The sequence below is a fragment of the Telluria mixta genome, from assembly GCF_029223865.1.
In the GTDB taxonomy this organism is placed as follows: Bacteria; Pseudomonadota; Gammaproteobacteria; order Burkholderiales; family Burkholderiaceae_D; genus Telluria; species Telluria mixta.
This window is the reverse complement of the sequence record NZ_CP119520.1, coordinates 24426-44136: the sequence shown is the minus strand read 5'-3', so window position 1 is coordinate 44136 and position 19711 is coordinate 24426. Positions and strand designations below refer to the sequence as shown.

Below are 19711 nucleotides of genomic sequence, written 5' to 3'. Positions count from 1 at the left end.
CTTAAATCGCCGCCAACGCCCGCGCCAGGTCAGCCCGCTGGTCCTCCACGTGCTCGATCCCGACGGATAACCGGATCAACCCGTCGCCGATCCCGAGCCGCGCCCGCTGGTCCGCCGGAATGGTCGCATGTGTCATGATGGCCGGATGCTCGATCAGGCTCTCGACGCCGCCCAGGCTCTCGGCCAGGGTGAAGATCTCGCACTGTTCCAGGAAACGGCGGGCGCCGGCGATGTCCGTGTCGAGATCGATGGAAATGATGCCGCCGTAGCCGTGCATCTGGCGTCTTGCCAATTCGTGCTGCGGATGCGATGCCAGGCCAGGGTAGTAGACGTGCCGCACCCTTGCCTTGCCCTGCAGCCACTGCGCCAGGTCGAGCGCGTTGCTGTTGCTGCGTTCCACGCGCAGGGCCAGCGTCTTGATCCCGCGGAGGACGAGGAAACTGTCGAACGGTCCCTGGATGGCGCCGACGGCATTCTGGATGAAGCCAAGGCGCTCGCGCCACGCCTGCTGGTGCGCGTGTCCACCGACGACGGCGACGCCGCCGATGACGTCCGAGTGGCCGTTCATGTACTTCGTCGTCGAGTGCACGACGATGTCGATGCCCAGTTCCAGCGGCCGCTGGTTGATGGGGCTCGCGAACGTGTTGTCGCACACCGTCATCACGCCGCGCTCGCGGCACAGCTGCGCGATCGCATGCAGGTCGGCCAGCTTGAGCATCGGGTTCGTCGGTGTCTCGACCCACACCATCTTCGTCTCCGGCCGCAGCGCGTTCGCGAGCGCCAGCGGGTCCGTCAGGTCGACGTACGTGAAATCGTGGCCGGCGCTGGCGCGGCGCACGCGCTCGAACAGCCGGTAGGTGCCGCCGTACATGTCGTCGCCGGCCACGATGTGCGAGCCGGCCGGCAGCAGTTCGAGTACGGCCGCGATGGCCGCGAGGCCGGATGCGAACGCGTACGCGGCGCCGCCGCTTTCGATGTCGGCCACGCAGCGCTCCAGCGCCCAGCGGGTCGGGTTGTGCGAGCGGCCGTAGTCCAGTCCCTTGTGCACGCCCGGGCTTTCCTGGGCAAAGGTCGATGTCGCGTAAATGGGCGGCATCACGGCGCCCGTCGTGGGGTCGGGCGCCTGGCCGCCGTGAATGACGCGCGTGGCGATGTGGCGTTGCTGGTTGTCGTCTGAATGGCTCACGTGAGAGTCCTGCGCAGATGGTTGAGAAGGTCGAAGCGGGTGATCAGGCCGTAGAAACGGTCGCCGTCGACGATGACGGCGGTCAGGCCGCGGTCGAGGATGTCGCGCAGCTGTTGCATGCTCGCGGAGGGCGCCAGCGTCTGCAGGTCGGATGTCATCGTACCGGACACCGGCGCCTTGAAGTGTTCCCTGTCACTGGTCACGTGCAGCAGCAGGTCGGACTCGTCGATCAGGCCCACGAGCTTGCCCTTGTCGATGACCGGCATCTGCGCGAGGTCGGCGCTGCGCATGCGGTTGAAGGCGGTCAGCAGGGTATCGGTCGGGGACACGGTGATGACTTCACCGTCGTCGAAGCGGCGGCCGATCAGGTCGCGCAGATCGCCCATGCGGGGCCGGTGCAGCAGGCCCTGGTCGACCATCCAGCCGTCGCTGTACACCTTGGTCAAATAGCGCGTGCCCGTGTCGCAGACGAAGGTCACGACGCGCTTGGGCGTCGTCTGCGCGCGGCAGTAACGCAGCGCGGCCGCGAGCAGGGTGCCCGTCGAGGAACCGGCCAGGATGCCTTCCTGGCGCAGCAGTTCGCGCGCCGTGTTGAAGCTTTCCTCGTCGCTGATGGAATATGCCGTCTTCACGCGCGACATGTCGGCAATGGACGGGATGAAATCCTCGCCGATGCCTTCGACGGCCCAGGAGCCGGAGACGTCGCTGACTTGTCCCGTCTTGATATAGTCGGCCAGGATCGAGCCCTGCGGATCGGCCAGCACGAATTCCAGGTCCGGCTGCACGCGCGCGAAAAAGCGCGACAGGCCCGTCAACGTGCCGGACGAGCCGACACCCACGACGATGGCGTCCAGTTCATGGCGCATCTGGTCCCAGATCTCGGGCGCGGTGGTGGTCTCGGGCGCGGTGGTGGTCTCGTGCGCGGTCGGGTTGGCGGGATTGTTGAACTGGTCGGCGAACCAGGCGCCGGGAATCTCGCGCGCGAGCCGCGCCGCGTAGTCCTGGTAGTACTCGGGGTGCCCTTTGCCCACGTCGGAGCGGGTGAGGTGGATCTCGGCGCCGAGGGCTTTCAGGTGCAGGATTTTTTCGGACGCCATCTTGTCCGGCACGACGAGCACGACGCGGTAACCCTTGATGCGCGCGACGAGCGCGAGGCCCAGCCCCGTGTTGCCGGCCGTCGCTTCGACGACGGTGCCGCCGGGCTGCAGGCGGCCGTCGCGCTCCGCCGCCTCGATCATGGCGCGGCCGACGCGGTCCTTGATGGAACCGCCGGGGTTCTGGGATTCGAGCTTGAGGAACAGGCGGCAGGGGCCCGTGTCCATGCGGGTCACTTCCACCATGGGGGTGTTGCCGATCAGCGAAAACAGTGCAGCTTGCGACAAGTCTTGCATATTGCCTCCGTGCGGACGGGCGGTGCGCTACCTCATGGGTGGCGCATCGGAAAGCTGGCACCGGTCGGGCACCAGGCCGTAGTAAAAAAATAATAATACGGCTTTTCGCGGATGTGTGGGTTGGTCGGAATTAAAGATCGACCCGGCGTCAGCCACCCGCCTTCAGCCGGCGCCACAACGTCGTCCGGCTGATGCCGAGGTAGCGGGCGGCCGCGTCGCGCTGGCCGTCGAAGCGCGCCAGCACGTCGGCCAGGCTCTCCTGGGCCTGCGTCGGTGGCGCAACCGCACGGACGGCCGGCAGCGCCCCCAGCTCCGGCGCCACGGACAACAGGAACGCGGGCGTCAGCGCCTGCAGCGGCTCGGCGGCGAGGAACAGGGCGAGCCGTTCCATCAGGTTGCGCAGCTCGCGCACGTTGCCCGGCCAGGCATAGGCCTGCAACAGCGGGGCGCACGCCGCGATCTCGGCCGCCAGGTTCGGATGCGGCCGGGCGCTCAGCGCGGCGAGAGCGTTCTTCAGCGCCCACTCGGCCAGTTGCGGGACGTCCTCGGGGCGGGCGCGCAGCGGGGGCAGGGCGAGGCGCAGCACGGCCAGGCGATAGAACAGGTCTGCGCGGAAGCGCCCCTCGCGCACTCTCGCTTCCAGGTCGCAGTGCGTGGCGCTGATTACGCGCACGTCGATGGGCACGGGACGCGTGCCGCCCACGCGCATCACCTCGCGCTCCTCGAGCACGCGCAACAAGCGCGTCTGCAGCGCGAGCGGCATTTCGCCGATCTCGTCGAGGAACAGGGTGCCGCCGTCCGCCGCCTCGAACAGGCCCGCGTGGCCGCCGCGGCGCGCGCCCGTGAACGCGCCTTCCTCGTGGCCGAACAGTTCCGATTCCAGCAGCGACTCGGCGATCGCGCCACAGTTGACGGCGATGAACGGGCGGTTCGCGCCGCGCCGCGGACTTTCGCGGTGGATGGCCTGGGCGACGAGTTCCTTGCCGCTGCCCGTCTCGCCCTGGATCAGCACCGTCGCCGGCGAGCGCGCGTACAGCACGACCGTCTGGCGCAGCCGTTCCATCGCGGGCGACTCGCCGCGCAGGTCGGCCAGGCCGCGGCGCGCGCGCCGGCTGTCGGCGGCGGCCACGCGCCGTCCGCGTCCGCTTTCGAGGCGGGTCAGGCGCGCCATCTCGAGGGCGTCGTCGAACGCGCGCCGGATGGAGTCCAACGAGTAGACGAACACCGTCTTGAGGCCCGCTTCCTCGGCCAGGTCCGTGATCAGTCCGGCGCCCACGATCACCTCGACCCCGGCCGCCTTCAGCTCGGCGATGCTGGCGCGCGCATCGTCTTCCGTGACGTACGTGCGCTGCTCGACGGCGAGGCCGAACGTGGCCGCGAACTCGGCCAGTTCCGCCACGGGCCGCTGGTAATGGACGAGGCCGATGCGCACGGACATGCGCCGCGCGCGCGACAGGGCCTGCATGACGTCGAAGCCGCTCGCGGTCGCGACGACGACCGGCACCGACACGCGTCCTTTCAGGTAGGCCGCATTGGACCCGGCCGCGATGACGACGTCGCAGTGTTCCGTCGCCATGCGCTCGCGGATGTGGCGCGCGGCCTCGTCGAAGCCCAGGTGCAGCGGTTCGATCTGGGCCAGGTGGTCGTACTCGGGCGTGATGTGGCGGAACAGGTCGGACAGGCGCGACACGGAGACCGTCCAGATGACGGGCTTGCCGGCGCCCTGGTCCGGCGCGGGTGCGGGACGGGTCGGGTAACTCATGTTGCAAGTGTACATGAATGTGCAACGCATGTTTCAATCCGGTTTCACGCTGAAACGGTTGGGCGCAAACATTTACGCGAGCCGTAAGAATCGGGTAAGGCGGCCCACTTAGGATCGATACCAGCCCGTCAACCTGAGCGGCGCATTACTAGAAGATTGGAGACAAAAGTGGAAGATGACATCGTCCAGCGGGTCAAAGCAGACCCGAATTACCAAAAGCTCGTCAAGACACGTTCCCGCTACGGCTGGACGCTGACCTGGCTCGTGATGATCGCGTACTACGGCTTCACCTGCCTGAACGCCTTCGACAAGCAGTTCATGGCCTCGAAGATCGGCGACGGCGTCATGTCGTGGGGCGTGCCGCTGGGTCTGTTCGTGATCCTGTTCACCATCGCGGTCACCGGCATCTACGTGCGCCGCGCCAACAGCGAATTCGACGCGCTGACCGACGCCATCCAACGCAACGCTGCCTCCGGCAAGGAAAAGGTGCGCGCATGAAGAACACGACCCTCATGAAGAGCGCCGCCGCCGCGGCGCTGCTGGCCGCCGCCGGCGCCGTCATCGCCGCACCCGACCTGGGCCAGGCGCAGAAACAGGCGACCAACTGGACCGCGATCACGATGTTCGCCGCATTCGTGATCTTCACGCTGTTCATCACCAAGTGGGCCGCCGCCCGCACCCGTTCCGCCTCCGACTTCTACACGGCCGGCGGCGGCATCACCGGCTTCCAGAACGGCCTGGCGATCGCCGGCGACTACATGTCGGCCGCGTCGTTCCTCGGCATTTCCGCCGCCGTGTTCGCGAACGGCTTCGACGGCCTGATCTATGCGATCGGCTTCCTCGTCGGCTGGCCCGTCATCACGTTCCTGATGGCCGAGCGCCTGCGCAACCTGGGCCGCTTCACATTCGCCGACGTGGCCGCCTACCGCTTCGCGCAGAAGCCGGTGCGCATGTTCGCCGCCTCGGGCACGCTCGTCACCGTGCTGTTCTACCTGATCGCGCAGATGGTCGGCGCCGGCCAGCTGATCAAGCTGCTGTTCGGCCTGGACTACGGCATCGCCGTCGTGCTCGTCGGCGTGCTGATGATGGTCTACGTGCTGTTCGGCGGCATGACCGCGACGACCTGGGTGCAGATCATCAAGGCCGTGATGCTGCTGGCTGGCGCCTCGTTCATGGCGTTCTCCGTGCTGGCCATGTACAACTTCAGCCCGGAAGCGCTGTTCGCCAAGGCCGTCGAAGTGCACAGCAAGAAAGACGCGATCATGGGCCCGGGCGGCTTCATCAAGGATCCGATCTCCGGCATCTCGTTCGGCATGGCGCTGATGTTCGGTACCGCCGGCCTGCCGCACATCCTGATGCGTTTCTTCACCGTCCCGAGCGCCAAGGAAGCACGCAAATCGGTGCTGTGGGCGACCACCTGGATCGGCTACTTCTACATCCTGACCTTCATCATCGGCTTCGGCGCAATCGTGCTGGTCGGTACGAATCCGGCGTTCAAGGACGCTGCCGGCAAACTGCTGGGCGGTAACAACATGGCGGCCGTGCACCTGGCGAGCGCCGTCGGCGGCGACGTCTTCCTCGGCTTCATCTCGGCTGTCGCGTTCGCAACGATCCTGGCCGTCGTGGCCGGCCTGACCCTGTCGGGCGCCTCGGCCGTGTCGCACGACCTGTACGCCACCGTCATCAAGAAGGGCCAGCCGGCTCCGGGCAGCGAACTGCGCGTGTCGAGGATCACGACGGTCTGCCTGGGCATCGTCGCCGTCTTCCTGGGCTATGTGTTCGAGACGATCAACGTGGCCTTCATGGTCTCGCTGGCCTTCGCGATCGCGGCTTCGGCCAACTTCCCGGTGCTGTTCATGTCCGTCCTGTGGAGCAAGTGCACCACCCGCGGCGCGACCGTGGGCGGCTTCCTGGGCCTGGCGACCGCCGTCATCCTGACGCTGCTGTCGAAGTCCGTGTGGGTCGACGTCTTCCACAATGCGCACGAGATCTTCCCGTACACGTCGCCGGCGCTGTTCTCGATGACCGTCGGCTTCGTCGGCGTGTGGCTGTTCTCGATCACCGACAAGAGCCCGCGTGCCGCCATCGACAAGGCCGGCTACGAAGCACAGGAAGTGCGTTCGGAAACCGGTATCGGCGCTGCCGCAGCGTCGGCACACTGATCGAACCCCGATCCATGAAACCCGCACGCACCCGCGTGCGGGTTTTTTCTTTTATGGCGCCACGTCGCCGGCCTTCTCGGCAAACGGCCGCGCATACCGCACCAGCGAGACCAGCGTCTTGCCCGGCTCCTCGTTGAAGATCTCGTGGGCGGAATCCTCGAACCACACGAGCTGCTTCGAAGGCGCCTTCACCTTCGCGAACCACTCCGCCGTGGCCGACGCCGACACGTTGTAGTCGTGCCGGCCGTTGAAGATGACGATGGGGCAGCGGAAGGTCGTGTAGACGCTGAAGTCCTGCGTCAGTACGTCCGTCAGCATGCGGCTCGACGAGAACTCCGTGCCGTCCCACATCGTCTTCAGATCGGCATCCGTATATTCCGGCGCCAGCTTCGCGGCCGCCGATTCGGCGTCGGTCCCGGTGCGGCCGTACACGGCGCCGCCGTAGCGCGCGAGCCATTTGCGCTGCAGGTACAGATCCTTCAGCACGAGCGGCTTGCCCGGCGCGGCGTAGGGTGCGATCGAGGCCAGTTCGCGTATGGCGTCCTGGTTGCCTTCCTTGCGCGCCGCATCCATCGTGTACTGCCAGCTGCGCCGTTCGCTCTCCATCGCATCCGTGACCTGGCCGATGCCGATGTAGGCGTGCAGCCAGTCCGGATGGCGCTGCGCGATCTGGATGCCCAGCGACGAACCCCACGAGTGGCCCAGCACGAAGATGCGGTCCTTGCCGAATTCCTTGCGCAGGAACGCCACCATCTCTTCGGCGTCGGCCAGCATGCGCGCCCGCGTCATCGTGGGCGCGACCCTGGCCGGATCGTTGGCGGCATACGTCTTGCCGGCGCCGCGCTGGTCCCATTGCACGACCGTGAAATATTCTTCCCAGCCGCGCTGGAAATACCAGCTCGTCGGCATCGCCACATAGCCAGGGCCGCCGTGCAGGAACAGCAGTACCGGATTGCGCCGGTCCGTGCCGCGCACGCTGATCCACTGGTCGATCCCGCCGATGCGCACGGCGCGCGTCTGCTCGACGCCTTGCGGCGTGACGATGCGGCGCATGTCGGCGATGATTTTCACGGCGTCCGCGCGGCTGTCGGGGCCGGCGGCGCCGGCGAGCGTGGTGATGGACAGGCCGGCCAGCAGCGCGGCGCACAGCCTGGAAGAGCGTTGGAACATGGTGTGTCCTTGTCGTCATGAAGGGGCGCGCGCAGTCTGTTCCGTTTCCTTTCATGTGTCAACGATGTTTCATTCTGAAACGATGTGAAACATGGCATCGCAGGGAGAACTACCCAACCCCTTGAATATCCGGGCTGTCTGCGGTGCCGGACGACTGGCACGGTCCTTGCAAACCCATGGGCCACCATCACAGAACGCATCATGAAAGGGTAGACATGAGCCAACAATCCGCCGGCGCCAAATTCCGCCAGGCCGTCCAGGAAGAACATCCGCTGCAGGTTATCGGCGCCATCAACGCCAACCACGCGCTGCTGGCCAAGCGGGCCGGCTACCGCGCGATCTACCTGTCGGGTGGCGGTGTCGCGGCCGGGTCGCTGGGCCTGCCGGACCTCGGCATTTCCGGGCTCGAAGACGTGCTGATCGACGTGCGCCGCATCACCGACGTGTGCGACCTGCCGCTGCTCGTCGACATCGACACGGGCTTCGGCGCGTCTGCCTTCAACGTCGCGCGGACCGTGCGCTCGCTGATCAAGGCCGGCGCGGGCGCGTGCCACATCGAGGATCAGGTCGGCGCCAAGCGTTGCGGCCACCGTCCCGGCAAGGAGATCGTCACCCAGGGCGAGATGGTCGACCGCGTGAAAGCCGCCGTCGACGCACGCACGGACGACGACTTCGTCATCATGGCGCGTACGGACGCGCTGGCCGTCGAGGGCCTGGATAAAGCCGTCGAGCGCGCGGTCGCGTGCGTGGAGGCGGGCGCCGACATGATCTTCCCGGAAGCCATCACGAGCCTGGAGATGTACGCCCAGTTCAAGAAGGCGGTCAAGGTGCCGATCCTCGCGAACATCACGGAATTCGGTTCGACGCCGCTGTTCACCGTGGACGAGCTGCGCGGCGCCGACGTCGACATCGTGCTGTACCCGCTGTCCGCGTTCCGCGCGATGAACAAGGCCGCGGAAAACGTCTACGAGGCCATCCGCCGCGACGGCACGCAGAAGAACGTCGTCGACACGATGCAGACCCGCGCCGAACTGTACGAGCGCATCGATTACCACAGCTACGAACAGAAGCTCGACGCGCTGTTCGCCCAGAATAAAGCCAAATAAAAGGAGACCAAGAGATGACCGATGTGAAGACCGATACGCCCACCTTCAAGCCGAAGAAATCCGTCGCGCTGTCCGGCGTCGCCGCCGGCAATACCGCACTGTGTTCCGTGGGCCGCTCCGGCAACGACCTGCATTACCGCGGCTACGACATCCTGGACGTGGCCGGCAACAGCGAGTTCGAGGAAATCGCCTACCTGCTCGTGCACGGCAAGCTGCCGAACGAGGCCGAACTGCGCGGCTACAAGGCCAAGCTCAAATCGCTGCGCGGCCTGCCGTACGCCGTGAAAGCCGCGCTGGAAGCGCTGCCGGCCGGCGCGCACCCGATGGACGTGATGCGCACGGGCGCGTCGGTGCTGGGCTGCGTGCTGCCGGAAAAGGACGACCACAATATCGCCGGCGCGCGCGACATCGCCGACCGCCTGATGGCGTCGTTCGGCTCGATGCTGCTGTACTGGTACCACTACAGCCATAACGGCAAGCGCATCGACGTGGAGACGGACGACGATTCGATCGGCGGCCACTTCCTGCACCTGCTGCACGGCTTCAAACCGTCGGACGAGTGGGTCAAGGCCATGCACACTTCCTTGATCCTGTACGCGGAACACGAGTTCAACGCGTCGACCTTTACCGGCCGCGTCATCGCCGGCACCGGTTCCGACATCTATTCCGCGATCACGGGCGCGATCGGCGCGCTGCGCGGTCCGAAGCACGGCGGCGCCAACGAAGTGGCGCTTGACATCCAGAAGCGCTACGAGAACGCGGACGAGGCGGAAGCGGACATCCGCAACCGCGTGGCGAACAAGGAAGTCGTCATCGGCTTCGGCCACCCGGTCTACACGATCTCCGACCCGCGCAACAAGGTGATCAAGGAAGTGGCGCGCACGCTGTCGCAGGAAGCCGGCTCGATGAAGATGTTCGACATCGCCGAGCGCCTCGAATCCGTGATGTGGGAAGTGAAGAAGATGTTCCCGAACCTCGACTGGTTCTCGGCCGTCTCGTACCACATGATGGGCGTGCCGACGGCGATGTTCACGCCGCTGTTCGTCATCTCGCGCACGTCCGGCTGGTCGGCGCACGTCATCGAGCAGCGCATCGACAACAAGATCATCCGCCCGAGCGCGAACTACGTCGGTCCGGAAGACCTGAAGTTCGTGCCGCTGGCCGAGCGCAAGTAAAGATGGACGCCGGCGGCATCCATATCCGTCCCCTGGGCGCCGCCGACGCGGTGCCTTACCGCGCGCTGCGCCTGGAAAGCCTGCGCAACTTCCAGTTCGCGCACGGTCCCGCGTACGACGACGCGCTCGCGCAGTCGGAAGCGTGGCATGCCGACCGGCTGGCGCGGCCCGACTACACGTGGTTCGGCGCCTTCGACGGCACGCTTCTCGTCGGCGCCATCTGCCTGCGCGCCAAGGCGGGGAGCCGGCTGCGCCATTCGGCGAGCCTGAACAGCCTGATGGTCGCGCAGAGCCACCAGCGCGCCGGTATCGGGCGCCTGCTGACGGCCCATTTGATCGAACACGCCCGTTCGCTGGGCCACCTGCGCCGCCTCACGCTGACGCTCATCGACGGCAACGCGCCCGCGCGGCGCCTGTACGATGCGTTCGGCTTCCAGTCCTTCGGCGTCGAGCCGGACGCCATTTATCATGAGGGCGGGTACCGTGCGATCCACCACCTGCATCTCCCTCTCGTTTCACAGGTCACGCCATGAACAGCCAATATCGCAAGCCCCTGCACGGCACCAATCTCCATTACTTCGATGCGAAGGCCGCCGTCGAGGAGATCCAGCCCGGCGCCTGGGGCACCCTCCCGTACACCTCGCGCGTGCTGGCCGAAAACCTCGTGCGCCGCTGCGAGCCGATGGCGCTGGTGCCGTCGCTGAAGCAGATCATCGAACGCAAGCGCGACCTCGACTTCCCCTGGTTCCCGGCGCGCGTCGTGTGCCATGACATCCTCGGCCAGACGGCCCTCGTCGACCTGGCCGGCCTGCGCGACGCCATCGCGCAAGAGGGCGGCAATCCGGCCCTCGTGAATCCGGTCGTGCCGACGCAGCTCGTCGTCGACCACTCGCTGGCCGTCGAATGCGGCGGCTTCGATCCGGACGCCTTCGCGAAGAACCGCGCCATCGAGGACCGCCGCAACGAAGACCGCTTCGACTTCATCGAATGGACCCGCAAGGCGTTCGAGAACGTCGACGTGATCCCGCCCGGGAACGGCATCCTCCACCAGATCAACCTGGAGCGCATGAGCCCCGTCGTGCAGGTCAAGGATGGCGTGGCGTTCCCCGACACGCTCGTCGGCACCGACTCGCACACGCCGATGGTCGATGCGCTGGGCGTCATCGCGATCGGCGTCGGCGGCCTGGAAGCGGAGAGCGTCATGCTGGGCCGCGCGTCGTACATGCGCCTGCCGGACATCGTCGGCGTCGAGCTGACCGGCAGGCCGGGCCCCGGCATCACGGCGACCGACCTCGTGCTGGCGCTGACGGAATTCCTGCGCAAGTCGAAAGTGGTGTCCGCCTACCTCGAGTTCTACGGCGAAGGCGCCGCGAACCTCACGCTCGGCGACCGCGCGACGATTTCCAACATGGCCCCGGAATACGGCGCGACCGCGGCGATGTTCGCCATCGACGAGCAGACCATCAAGTACCTCAGGCTGACGGGCCGCGACGACGACCTCGTGAAACTGGTCGAGCTGTATGCGAAGGAAACGGGCCTGTGGGCGGACACGCTGCAGGACGCGCAGTACGAGCGGACACTCCATTTCGATTTGTCGACCGTCGTGCGCAACATCGCCGGCCCGTCGAACCCGCACAAGCGCGTGGCCACGTCGGAACTGGCGCAGCACGGCATCACGGGGCCCGTCGAAAACGAGCCCGGCAAAATGCCGGACGGCGCCGTGATCATCGCCGCCATCACGAGCTGCACGAACACGAACAATCCTCGCAACATGGTCGCCGCGGGCCTCCTCGCGCGCAACGCGAACGCGCGCGGGCTCGCGCGCAAGCCGTGGGTGAAATCCTCGCTTGCGCCGGGCTCCAAGGCCGTGCCGCTGTACCTGGAAGAGGCGGGCCTGTTGCCGGAGCTGGAGCAGCTGGGCTTCGGCGTCGTCGCCTTTGCCTGCACGACCTGCAACGGCATGTCCGGTGCGCTGGACCCGGCGATCCAGCAGGAGATCGTCGAGCGCGACCTGTACGCGACCGCGGTCCTGTCGGGCAACCGCAATTTCGACGGCCGCATCCACCCGTATGCGAAGCAGGCATTCCTCGCGTCGCCGGCGCTCGTCGTCGCGTATGCGATCGCGGGCACGATCCGCTTCGACATCGAGAAGGACGTGCTGGGGACGGACGCCGACGGCAATCCGGTGCGCCTGGCCGACATCTGGCCGAGCGATGCGGAGATCGACGCCGTCGTCGAGAAGGCCGTGAAGCCGCAGCAGTTCCGCAAGGTCTACGACATCATGTTCGCGCGCCGCGAAGCCGGGGACGCTCCCGTGTCGCCGCTGTACGACTGGCGCCCGATGAGCACCTACATCCGCCGTCCGCCGTACTGGGAAGGTGCCCTCGCGGGCGAGCGTACGTTGGCCGGCATGCGCCCGCTGGCGGTCCTGGGCGACAACATCACGACCGACCACCTGTCGCCGTCGAACGCGATCATGCTGAACAGCGCGGCGGGTGAATACCTCGCGAAGATGGGCCTGCCGGAAGAAGATTTCAATTCGTACGCGACGCACCGCGGCGACCACCTGACGGCGCAGCGCGCCACGTTCGCGAACCCGACGCTGAAGAACGAGATGGTGCGCAACCCGGACGGCAGCGTACGCGCCGGTTCGCTGGCCCGCATCGAGCCGGAAGGGACCGTGACGCGCATGTGGGAAGCGATCGAGACGTACATGGAGCGCAAGCAGCCGCTGATCGTGATCGCCGGCGCCGATTACGGCCAGGGCTCCTCGCGCGACTGGGCCGCGAAGGGCGTGCGCCTGGCGGGCGTGGAAGCCATCGTGGCCGAAGGCTTCGAGCGCATCCACCGCACGAACCTCGTCGGCATGGGCGTGCTGCCGCTGGAATTCCAGCCGGGGACCACGCGGCTCACGCTGGGCATCGACGGCACCGAGACGTTCGACGTCGTGGGCGAGCGGACGCCGCGCGCGACTTTGACGCTTGTGATTCATCGTCGCAGCGGCGAGACCGTCGAGGTGCCGGTCATCTGCCGTCTCGACACGGCCGAGGAAGTGTCGATCTACGAAGCGGGTGGGGTGCTGCAGCGGTTTGCGCAGGACTTCCTCGCGTCTTCCAAAGTGGCAGCATAAAAACACCGTCGCCCCTGCGCAGGCAGGGGCCCAATTTTGCATGCATCTCGAAGGCGCATACAGAACTTGGGTCCCCGCCTCCGCGGGGACGACGGGCTAGGGATAACACTTATGGCAAACGTACCCCAAATCAAAATCCCCGCCGTCTACATGCGCGGCGGCACGAGCAAAGGCGTGTTCTTCCGCCTGCAAGACCTGCCCGAAGCGGCGCAGGTTCCCGGCGAGGCGCGAGACAGATTCCTGCTGCGCGTGATCGGCAGCCCCGATCCGTACGCCAAGCACATCGACGGCATGGGCGGCGCCACGTCCAGCACGAGCAAGACCGTGATCGTCGCGCCCAGCTCCCGTCCCGGCCACGACGTCGACTATCTGTTCGGCCAGGTCGCCATCGACAAGCCGTTCGTCGACTGGAGCGGCAATTGCGGGAACCTGTCCGCCGCGATCGGCCCGTATGCCATCGCCAACGGCTTCATCGACCCTGCGCGCATCCCGGACGACGGTATCGTCACCGTGCGCATCTGGCAGGCCAACATCAGGAAGACGATCGTCGCCCACGTGCCCGTCGCGGACGGGCAGGTGCAGGAGACGGGCGACTTCGAGCTCGATGGCGTGACGTTCCCGGCGGCCGAGGTGCAGCTCGAATTCATGGACCCGGCAGCCGAAGAGGGAGACGGCGGCGGCGCGATGTTCCCGACCGGGAACTTGGTCGACGACCTGGAGGTGCCGGGCGTCGGCACGCTCAAGGCAACGCTCATCAACGCGGGCATCCCGACCGTCTTCGTGAACGCGGCCGACATCGGCTACACGGGCACCGAACTGCAGGACGCGATCAACGGCGACCCGAAGGCGCTGGCGATGTTCGAGACGATCCGTGCCTACGGCGCCATGCGCATGGGCCTGATCGCGCACGTGGAGGAGGCCGCGCGGCGCCAGCACACGCCGAAGGTCGCCTTCGTCGCGCCGCCCGCGGGCTATGCCGCGTCGAGCGGCAGGCGGGTCGAGGCGGGCGACATCGACCTGCTCGTGCGCGCCCTGTCGATGGGCAAGCTGCACCATGCGATGATGGGCACGGCGGCCGTCGCCATCGGCACGGCGGCGACGATTCCGGGCACGCTCGTGAGCCTCGCCGCCGGCGGGCGGGCACATGAAGCCGTGCGGTTCGGCCATCCGTCCGGCACCTTGCGCGTGGGTGCCGAGGCGCGCCAGGAGGGCGGCGACTGGGTCGTCACCAAGGCGGTGATGAGCCGTAGCGCCCGGGTGCTGATGGAGGGCTGGGTGCGCGTGCCGGGCGATGCGTTCTGAGACCGTTGCTGCGCCGCGTCACCCGCTGAATTTCGTCTTTCCATAACGTTAAATTACGTTGATTTTCAGCTATCATCCATCCAAAAATCGACAAAGCGCCTCGTCAGCAGGCGCACTGGAAGAGGGATGGATCGGGGAACGAGCACTGCGGCCTTGGTGGCCGACGCATTGGCATTGATCGCCGCGCCGGCCTGCGCCTGCGATGGCGAAGGGACCATCCGGGCCGCGAACGCGGCACTCGTCGAACTGGCGGGCGGCGCGCTGGAAGGGCGGCCGCTGGTGTCGCTGTTCTGCCCCCGGACGGCGGCGGAGATGGCGGTCGAGATCCGCCTGTCGCTATCGGGCGAACGGCGCTGGGACGGCCTGATCGAGCATGGCACCACGGGCCGGCCCGTCGAGGTGCGTGCGAAGCCGTTCCCCGCGGGGGGCGCCACCTTCGTGTTCGGCGACGTGCTCACGTTCGGCGACGGCCAGGCGGCGCTGCGCGGCCGCCTGCTGGAACAGGCTGCCGTCGTCGAGCATGCGCCGGTCGGCATCGCCGTCACCTTGCCCGACCTGGTCAAATCCTGCAATCCGCGCATGGCCGAGATGCTAGGCTATGCGCCGGAAGAACTCATCAACCACAGTCCGGCCCAGGTCTTCGCCACGCGCGCCCACTACGAGGCGTTCATCGGCGAGGCCGTCCTCGTGCTGACGACCGGAAGCCTGTTCGAAAAGAGCGAAGTGCCGCTGCGCCGCCGCGACGGCAGCACGATCTGGTGCCGCATCCGCGCCAAGGCCGTCGACATGAGCGCGCGCGAGGCGGGGACGGTGTGGATCGTGGAAGACGTCACGGAAGCGCGCCAGGCGCTCACCGAGATCCAGTCGATCATGACCAATGCCACGATCGGGATCTTCTTCACGCGCGCCCGCACCATCACCCGCTACAACCACTGTTTCGGCTCGATGTTCGGCTATGCGCCCGGCGAGGCGCTGGGCTGCTCGACGCGCATGCTGTATGCGGACGACGCGGCATTCGACGACATGGGCCGTACCGCATACGGCGTGCTGGGGCAGGGCGGGTCGTTCAAGACCGAGACGACGATGGTGCGCCGCGACGGCACGCGCATGTGGGTGAACATGATCGGCTATGCCGTCAACCCGGAGGAGCTGGGCACCGGCACGATGATCTGGATGATCGAGGACCGCACCGGCCAGAAGGCGGCCGAGGAATCGCTGCGCAACGCGCTGCTGGAAAACCAGGCGATCCTCGACAACGCCGTGCTGGGCATCGCCGTCGTCGAGAAGGGCCGGACCCTCCATTGCAACCGCAAGATGGAAGAATTGTTCGGCCACCAGGGCGGCAGCATCGAGGGCTTGCCGGTGCGCGAACTGTATCCCGACGACGCCGGCTGGATCGCCGCGCGCGACCAGACGCGGCGCGATTTCGAGGCGGGCCGCGTGCACATGGCCGAGTACGAACTTGTACGGCGCGACGGCAAGCGCTTCTGGGCGCGCCTGTCCGGCCGCCCGTTCGACATGGCGGACCGGGGCGGGCGCAGCGTCTGGCTGATCGACGACGTCACCGCCCAGCGTGAAGCGGCGGACGCGCTGCGCCGCGCCCGCGACGAACTCGAAGTGCGCGTGCAGGAACGCACGGCGGAGCTGCAGGCCGAGATCGTCGAGCGGCGCCAGGCCGAGGCGCGCGTGCACCACATGGCGTACCACGACGCGCTCACGGGCCTGCCGAACCGCGCGCTGCTGTCCGACCGCCTCGATCGCACGCTGCTGGCGGCGCAGCGCGACGGCGCGAAGCTGGCCTTGCTGTTCATCGACCTGGACCGCTTCAAGACCATCAACGATTCGCTCGGCCACCTGGCGGGCGACCACCTGTTGAAGGAAGTGGCGCAGCGCCTGTGCCGCGTCGTGCGCGCCAGCGACACCGTCGCGCGCCTGGGCGGCGACGAATTCGTCGTGCTGGTGCCCGGCGTGCGCGTGCCCGAGGAGTGCAGTCACGTTGGCGACAAGATCATCGAGGCGCTGGCCGCGCCTGTCGAATTCGAAGGCCACAGCCTGCACATCTCGCCGTCGATCGGCATCTGCCTGTATCCGGACGACGGCGCGGACGCGGCGGGCCTGATGCGCAAGGCCGATGCCGCGATGTACTACGCGAAGGCGGCGGGCCGCAACAATTACCAATACTACGCGGAGCCGATGAACGCGGCGGCCGCGCGCCACTTCGAGATGGAGACGCGCCTGCGCGGCGCGCTGCTGCGCGAGGAATTCGTGCTGTTCTACCAGCCCATCGTGGGCGTGCAGGACGGCCGCGTGCACGGCCTGGAAGTGCTGCTGCGCTGGCGTCATCCGGAGCAGGGCCTCGTGGCGCCCGACGACTTCATCCCGATCCTGGAAGAGAACGGCCTGATCGTGCCGGTCGGCGAATGGGTGATCCGGCGCGCCTGCGAACAGGCGATGGCCTGGCAGCGGGCCGGGCTGCCGGCGCTGCCGCTCGCGGTGAACCTGTCGGCGCGCCAGTTCATGCACCGGGGCCTGATCCAGTCCATCCGCGCCATCGTCGACGACACCGGCATCGACCCGGGCCTGCTGGAATTCGAGATCACGGAGACGGCGCTGATGCAGCACGGCGGCCAGACGCTGGAGACGCTGGGCCAGATCTACCGCATGGGCATCCGCCTGTCGATCGACGACTTCGGCACCGGCTATTCGAGCCTGGCCTACCTGAAGCGCTTCCCGGTCCGCAAGATCAAGATCGACCGCGCGTTCGTGCGCGACCTGGAAACGAGCAGCGAGGACCAGGCCATCGTCGCCGCCATCATGGCGCTCGCGGGGAGCCTCGGCATGGCCGTCGTGGCGGAGGGCGTCGAGAACGAGGCGCAGCTGGCGCTGCTGCGCCGGCACGGGTGCCAGTATGCCCAGGGCTATCTGTTCGCGCGGCCGGTCGATGCGGCCGCCGTGCCGGTCCTGCTGGATTAGATGAGCGTCGCGATCACCGGCGTGTGATCGGACGGCTGTTCCCACTTGCGGGGTTCGCGGTCGATGACGCACGCCTCGCAGCGTTTCGCCAGCGCCTGCGACAGCAGGATGTGGTCGATGCGCAGCCCGCGGTTGCGGCGGAACGCCATCTGGCGGTAGTCCCACCAGCTGTACTGCTTCTCGGGCTGCTCGAACAGGCGGAACGCGTCGACGAGGCCGAGGCCGCACAGTTCGCGCAGCTGCTCGCGTTCCAGGTCGGAGCAGTGGATCTGGCCGGCCCACAGTTCCGGGTCGTGCACGTCGCGGTCTTCGGGCGCGATGTTGTAGTCGCCCAGGATGGCGAACTGTTCGTGGATCTGCAGTTCTTCGCCGACCCAGGTGCGCAGCGCGGCCAGCCAGCCCATTTTGTAGGCATACTTGTCGGAGCCAACGGCCTGGCCGTTCGGCACATAGGCGCAAATGAAGCGCACGCCGCCGATGGTGGCGGCGATCAGGCGCTGCTGCTCGTCCTGGTAATGCGGATTGTTGCGCACGACGTCGGCGATGGGGAGGCGCGACAGGATCGCCACGCCGTTGTACGTCTTCTGGCCGCTGAATACGACTTCGTAGCCGGCCGCGTTGATCTCGGCCACGGGGAATTTGTCGTCCGTGAGCTTGGTCTCCTGGATGCAGAGGACGTCGACGGGGTTGGCGGCGAGCCACTGGAGCAGGTGCGGCAGGCGCACTTTCAGCGAGTTCACGTTCCAGGTTACGATTTTCATGGATCTATCGGGTTGCGAAGGCCGGACCGTCCGGCACAATCCGGGCAGTATCGTGGCTCTGAGCCATTCTTGCAACATAGATTGGCCTCTCAAGCCATGACACGATTGTCATTATTTGTTTCGATTGCAACAAAGATGTCGTAAAATTATTGTCCACGGAGTAAAAAATCGTAACGAGGCTGGAAAGTTGCGCCGAACTGTGACAAGATGTAACAATCGCAGCAAGACAAGAGACATTTCCGTATTGTCTCCTTCTCGAAAGAAAAAAATTGCAGTAGGCCAACTTTGGTTGTACTATTGGCATATTGCTCTGGAACCAAGTATTCAATGGCAATCCGTTGCATTGATTAGATGGTTGCCGTGGTCGGTCGAGCGGCCGGCTTAGGCAGGTGTGTAACGATCGCGGATCCGAGAGCAGGATTTGCACACAGCTTTGTAAAGGACAACAATGCGCCAAGCATTTGAAGCATGGGCCCAACGCGATGGCCACATTGTCCGGCGTCGTGAAGACAAGCCGGAAGAGTACCTCGTGTACGAAACCCAACGCCGCTGGCTGATCTGGCAGGCCGCGCTGGCACACGGACAGAAGACTGCGGCCGAAGCGCCGCAGAAATTCGCGCCGTCCGAGAACCCGCCGCAGAAGATGCAGGCGGACGAGGCGAGCGTGCGCAATCGCGTCCTCAACGAGGTGCTGGACGCGTTCAGCGAACTGGATGACAACGCCGGTGTCGAAGGCATCGTCAAGGTCATCCAGAACCTCAAGAAGAGGAACCGCACCGCGGCCGAAGAAAAGGCCTGATGCGCTACCGCCACTACAAGGGCGGCGTGTACGAGGTGGTCTGCGAGGCTGTCCTTGAGGCGGACCACACGGCCGTGGTCGTGTATCGCGGGCAGGACGGCAAGACCTGGGTCCGCCCGCGTGATGCATTTTTCGGACTGGTCGACGTGGACGGGGAGCGCATGCCGCGCTTTGCGCCCATCGACCCGGTGCCGGCCGCCGCATAGCAACGCCATCCCGGCGATCCCGGGATGCGCTTCGCCTCATGTCTTTCCGATTGCCGCCGTAAACGGATGGGTATGTATTATCGGTGAAGACATGTCCCTTCTTTATTTCCGTACCGCCTGCGCACTCGCGCTGTGCGTCGCCGTGACCGGCTGCGTGACCGCGCCGGCCGAGGCGCCGACGCAGCAGCTGGAAGTCCACACCATCCTCGGCCACCGCGAGGTGACGGGCGTGGGTTGCGTGCTGTCCAACGCGGCGGGACGCTGGTTCGTCGTGGCGCCGGGACGGGTCACGGTCGAGCGCAGCAGGAGCCCCCTGACGATCGACTGCGCGCGCGACGGCACCGGCAGCGCGCGCGAAGTCGCCGACGCGCACGCCACCTCGTTCTTCGACACCGACCGGCTGATCGGCAACATCATCGTCAGCGCCGGCGGCGACGGCTACGTCAACCCGTACGACGGCAGCGGCGTCGCCTACCAGTCGACCCTGACCGTGCTGATGCGGCCGGCCGCGCCGCGGGCGGGGGCGGGCGATTCGCCGGCGCCCGGCAACGTCGTGTTCTGACGCCCATGAAAAAACGGACGCCCGCG

Annotated in this window: 16 protein-coding genes; 11 read left to right on the top strand and 5 right to left on the bottom strand. The window is 66.7% G+C overall.

Annotated features, from left to right (window positions below; all coding sequences use genetic code 11):
- Position 1 precedes the first annotated feature (1 nt).
- The 3 genes from P0M04_RS00190 to prpR form a co-directional block, all read right to left on the bottom strand.
- On the bottom strand, positions 2–1186 hold the full coding sequence (locus P0M04_RS00190; protein WP_259451975.1) for a trans-sulfuration enzyme family protein: 1185 nt from the start codon (positions 1184–1186) through the stop codon (positions 2–4).
- Positions 1183–2577, bottom strand: coding sequence for a pyridoxal-phosphate dependent enzyme (locus P0M04_RS00185; protein ID WP_259451976.1), 1395 nt, complete (start codon positions 2575–2577; stop codon positions 1183–1185). Before P0M04_RS00185 ends, P0M04_RS00190 begins: the two co-directional genes overlap by 4 nt.
- A gap of 148 nt (positions 2578–2725) precedes the next feature.
- Positions 2726–4339, bottom strand: a complete 1614-nt coding sequence (gene prpR, locus P0M04_RS00180) for a propionate catabolism operon regulatory protein PrpR (RefSeq protein ID WP_259451977.1) — start codon at positions 4337–4339, stop codon at positions 2726–2728.
- 168 nt (positions 4340–4507) lie between these two features.
- Between prpR and P0M04_RS00175 the strand changes: the two genes are divergently transcribed.
- Positions 4508–4837, top strand: a complete 330-nt coding sequence (locus P0M04_RS00175) for a DUF485 domain-containing protein (protein WP_259451978.1) — start codon at positions 4508–4510, stop codon at positions 4835–4837.
- Positions 4834–6501, top strand: coding sequence for a cation acetate symporter (locus P0M04_RS00170; protein WP_259451979.1), 1668 nt, complete (start codon positions 4834–4836; stop codon positions 6499–6501). Before P0M04_RS00175 ends, P0M04_RS00170 begins: the two co-directional genes overlap by 4 nt.
- A gap of 51 nt (positions 6502–6552) precedes the next feature.
- On the opposite strand, the gene P0M04_RS00165 is transcribed toward P0M04_RS00170, so the two are convergent.
- Complete coding sequence (locus P0M04_RS00165; protein ID WP_259451980.1) at positions 6553–7671, bottom strand: alpha/beta hydrolase; 1119 nt, start codon at positions 7669–7671, stop codon at positions 6553–6555.
- A 215-nt stretch (positions 7672–7886) separates the two neighbouring features.
- On the opposite strand from P0M04_RS00165, the gene prpB reads away from it, so the two are divergent.
- From prpB to P0M04_RS00135, 6 genes are all read left to right on the top strand, one after another.
- Complete coding sequence (gene prpB / locus P0M04_RS00160) at positions 7887–8777, top strand: methylisocitrate lyase (RefSeq protein WP_259451981.1); 891 nt, start codon at positions 7887–7889, stop codon at positions 8775–8777.
- 14 nt (positions 8778–8791) lie between these two features.
- Positions 8792–9952 (top strand): bifunctional 2-methylcitrate synthase/citrate synthase, encoded by a 1161-nt coding sequence (gene prpC / locus P0M04_RS00155; protein WP_259451982.1) that lies wholly within the window; start codon positions 8792–8794, stop codon positions 9950–9952.
- A 2-nt stretch (positions 9953–9954) separates the two neighbouring features.
- A complete protein-coding gene (locus tag P0M04_RS00150) occupies positions 9955–10485 on the top strand; it encodes a GNAT family N-acetyltransferase (RefSeq protein WP_259451983.1) in 531 nt (176 codons plus the stop codon).
- Positions 10482–13082 carry a Fe/S-dependent 2-methylisocitrate dehydratase AcnD gene (gene acnD / locus P0M04_RS00145; RefSeq protein ID WP_259451984.1) on the top strand — a complete coding sequence of 867 codons (2601 nt, stop codon included), beginning with the start codon at positions 10482–10484 and terminating at the stop codon, positions 13080–13082. The genes P0M04_RS00150 and acnD overlap by 4 nt, the downstream gene beginning before the upstream one ends.
- 111 nt (positions 13083–13193) lie before the next feature.
- Positions 13194–14384: a 2-methylaconitate cis-trans isomerase PrpF gene (prpF, locus tag P0M04_RS00140; protein WP_259451985.1), complete on the top strand. Its 1191-nt coding sequence runs from the start codon at positions 13194–13196 to the stop codon at positions 14382–14384.
- Between the two features lie 156 nt (positions 14385–14540).
- Complete coding sequence (locus P0M04_RS00135) at positions 14541–17357, top strand: sensor domain-containing protein (protein ID WP_259451986.1); 2817 nt, start codon at positions 14541–14543, stop codon at positions 17355–17357.
- Here P0M04_RS00135 and xth read toward each other — a convergent pair.
- Positions 17354–18118 carry an exodeoxyribonuclease III gene (xth, locus tag P0M04_RS00130; protein WP_259451987.1) on the bottom strand — a complete coding sequence of 255 codons (765 nt, stop codon included), beginning with the start codon at positions 18116–18118 and terminating at the stop codon, positions 17354–17356. The genes P0M04_RS00135 and xth overlap by 4 nt on opposite strands.
- A gap of 448 nt (positions 18119–18566) precedes the next feature.
- On the opposite strand from xth, the gene P0M04_RS00125 reads away from it, so the two are divergent.
- The 3 genes from P0M04_RS00125 (at position 18567) to P0M04_RS00115 (ending at position 19685) form a co-directional block, all read left to right on the top strand.
- Entirely contained in the window at positions 18567–18917 is a 351-nt protein-coding gene (locus P0M04_RS00125; RefSeq protein WP_259451988.1) for a phiTE_015 family protein, read from the top strand.
- Complete coding sequence (locus P0M04_RS00120; protein ID WP_259451989.1) at positions 18917–19123, top strand: DUF1653 domain-containing protein; 207 nt, start codon at positions 18917–18919, stop codon at positions 19121–19123. The genes P0M04_RS00125 and P0M04_RS00120 overlap by 1 nt, the downstream gene beginning before the upstream one ends.
- A gap of 91 nt (positions 19124–19214) precedes the next feature.
- A complete protein-coding gene (locus P0M04_RS00115; protein WP_259451990.1) occupies positions 19215–19685 on the top strand; it encodes a hypothetical protein in 471 nt (156 codons plus the stop codon).
- Positions 19686–19711: the final 26 nt, after the last annotated feature.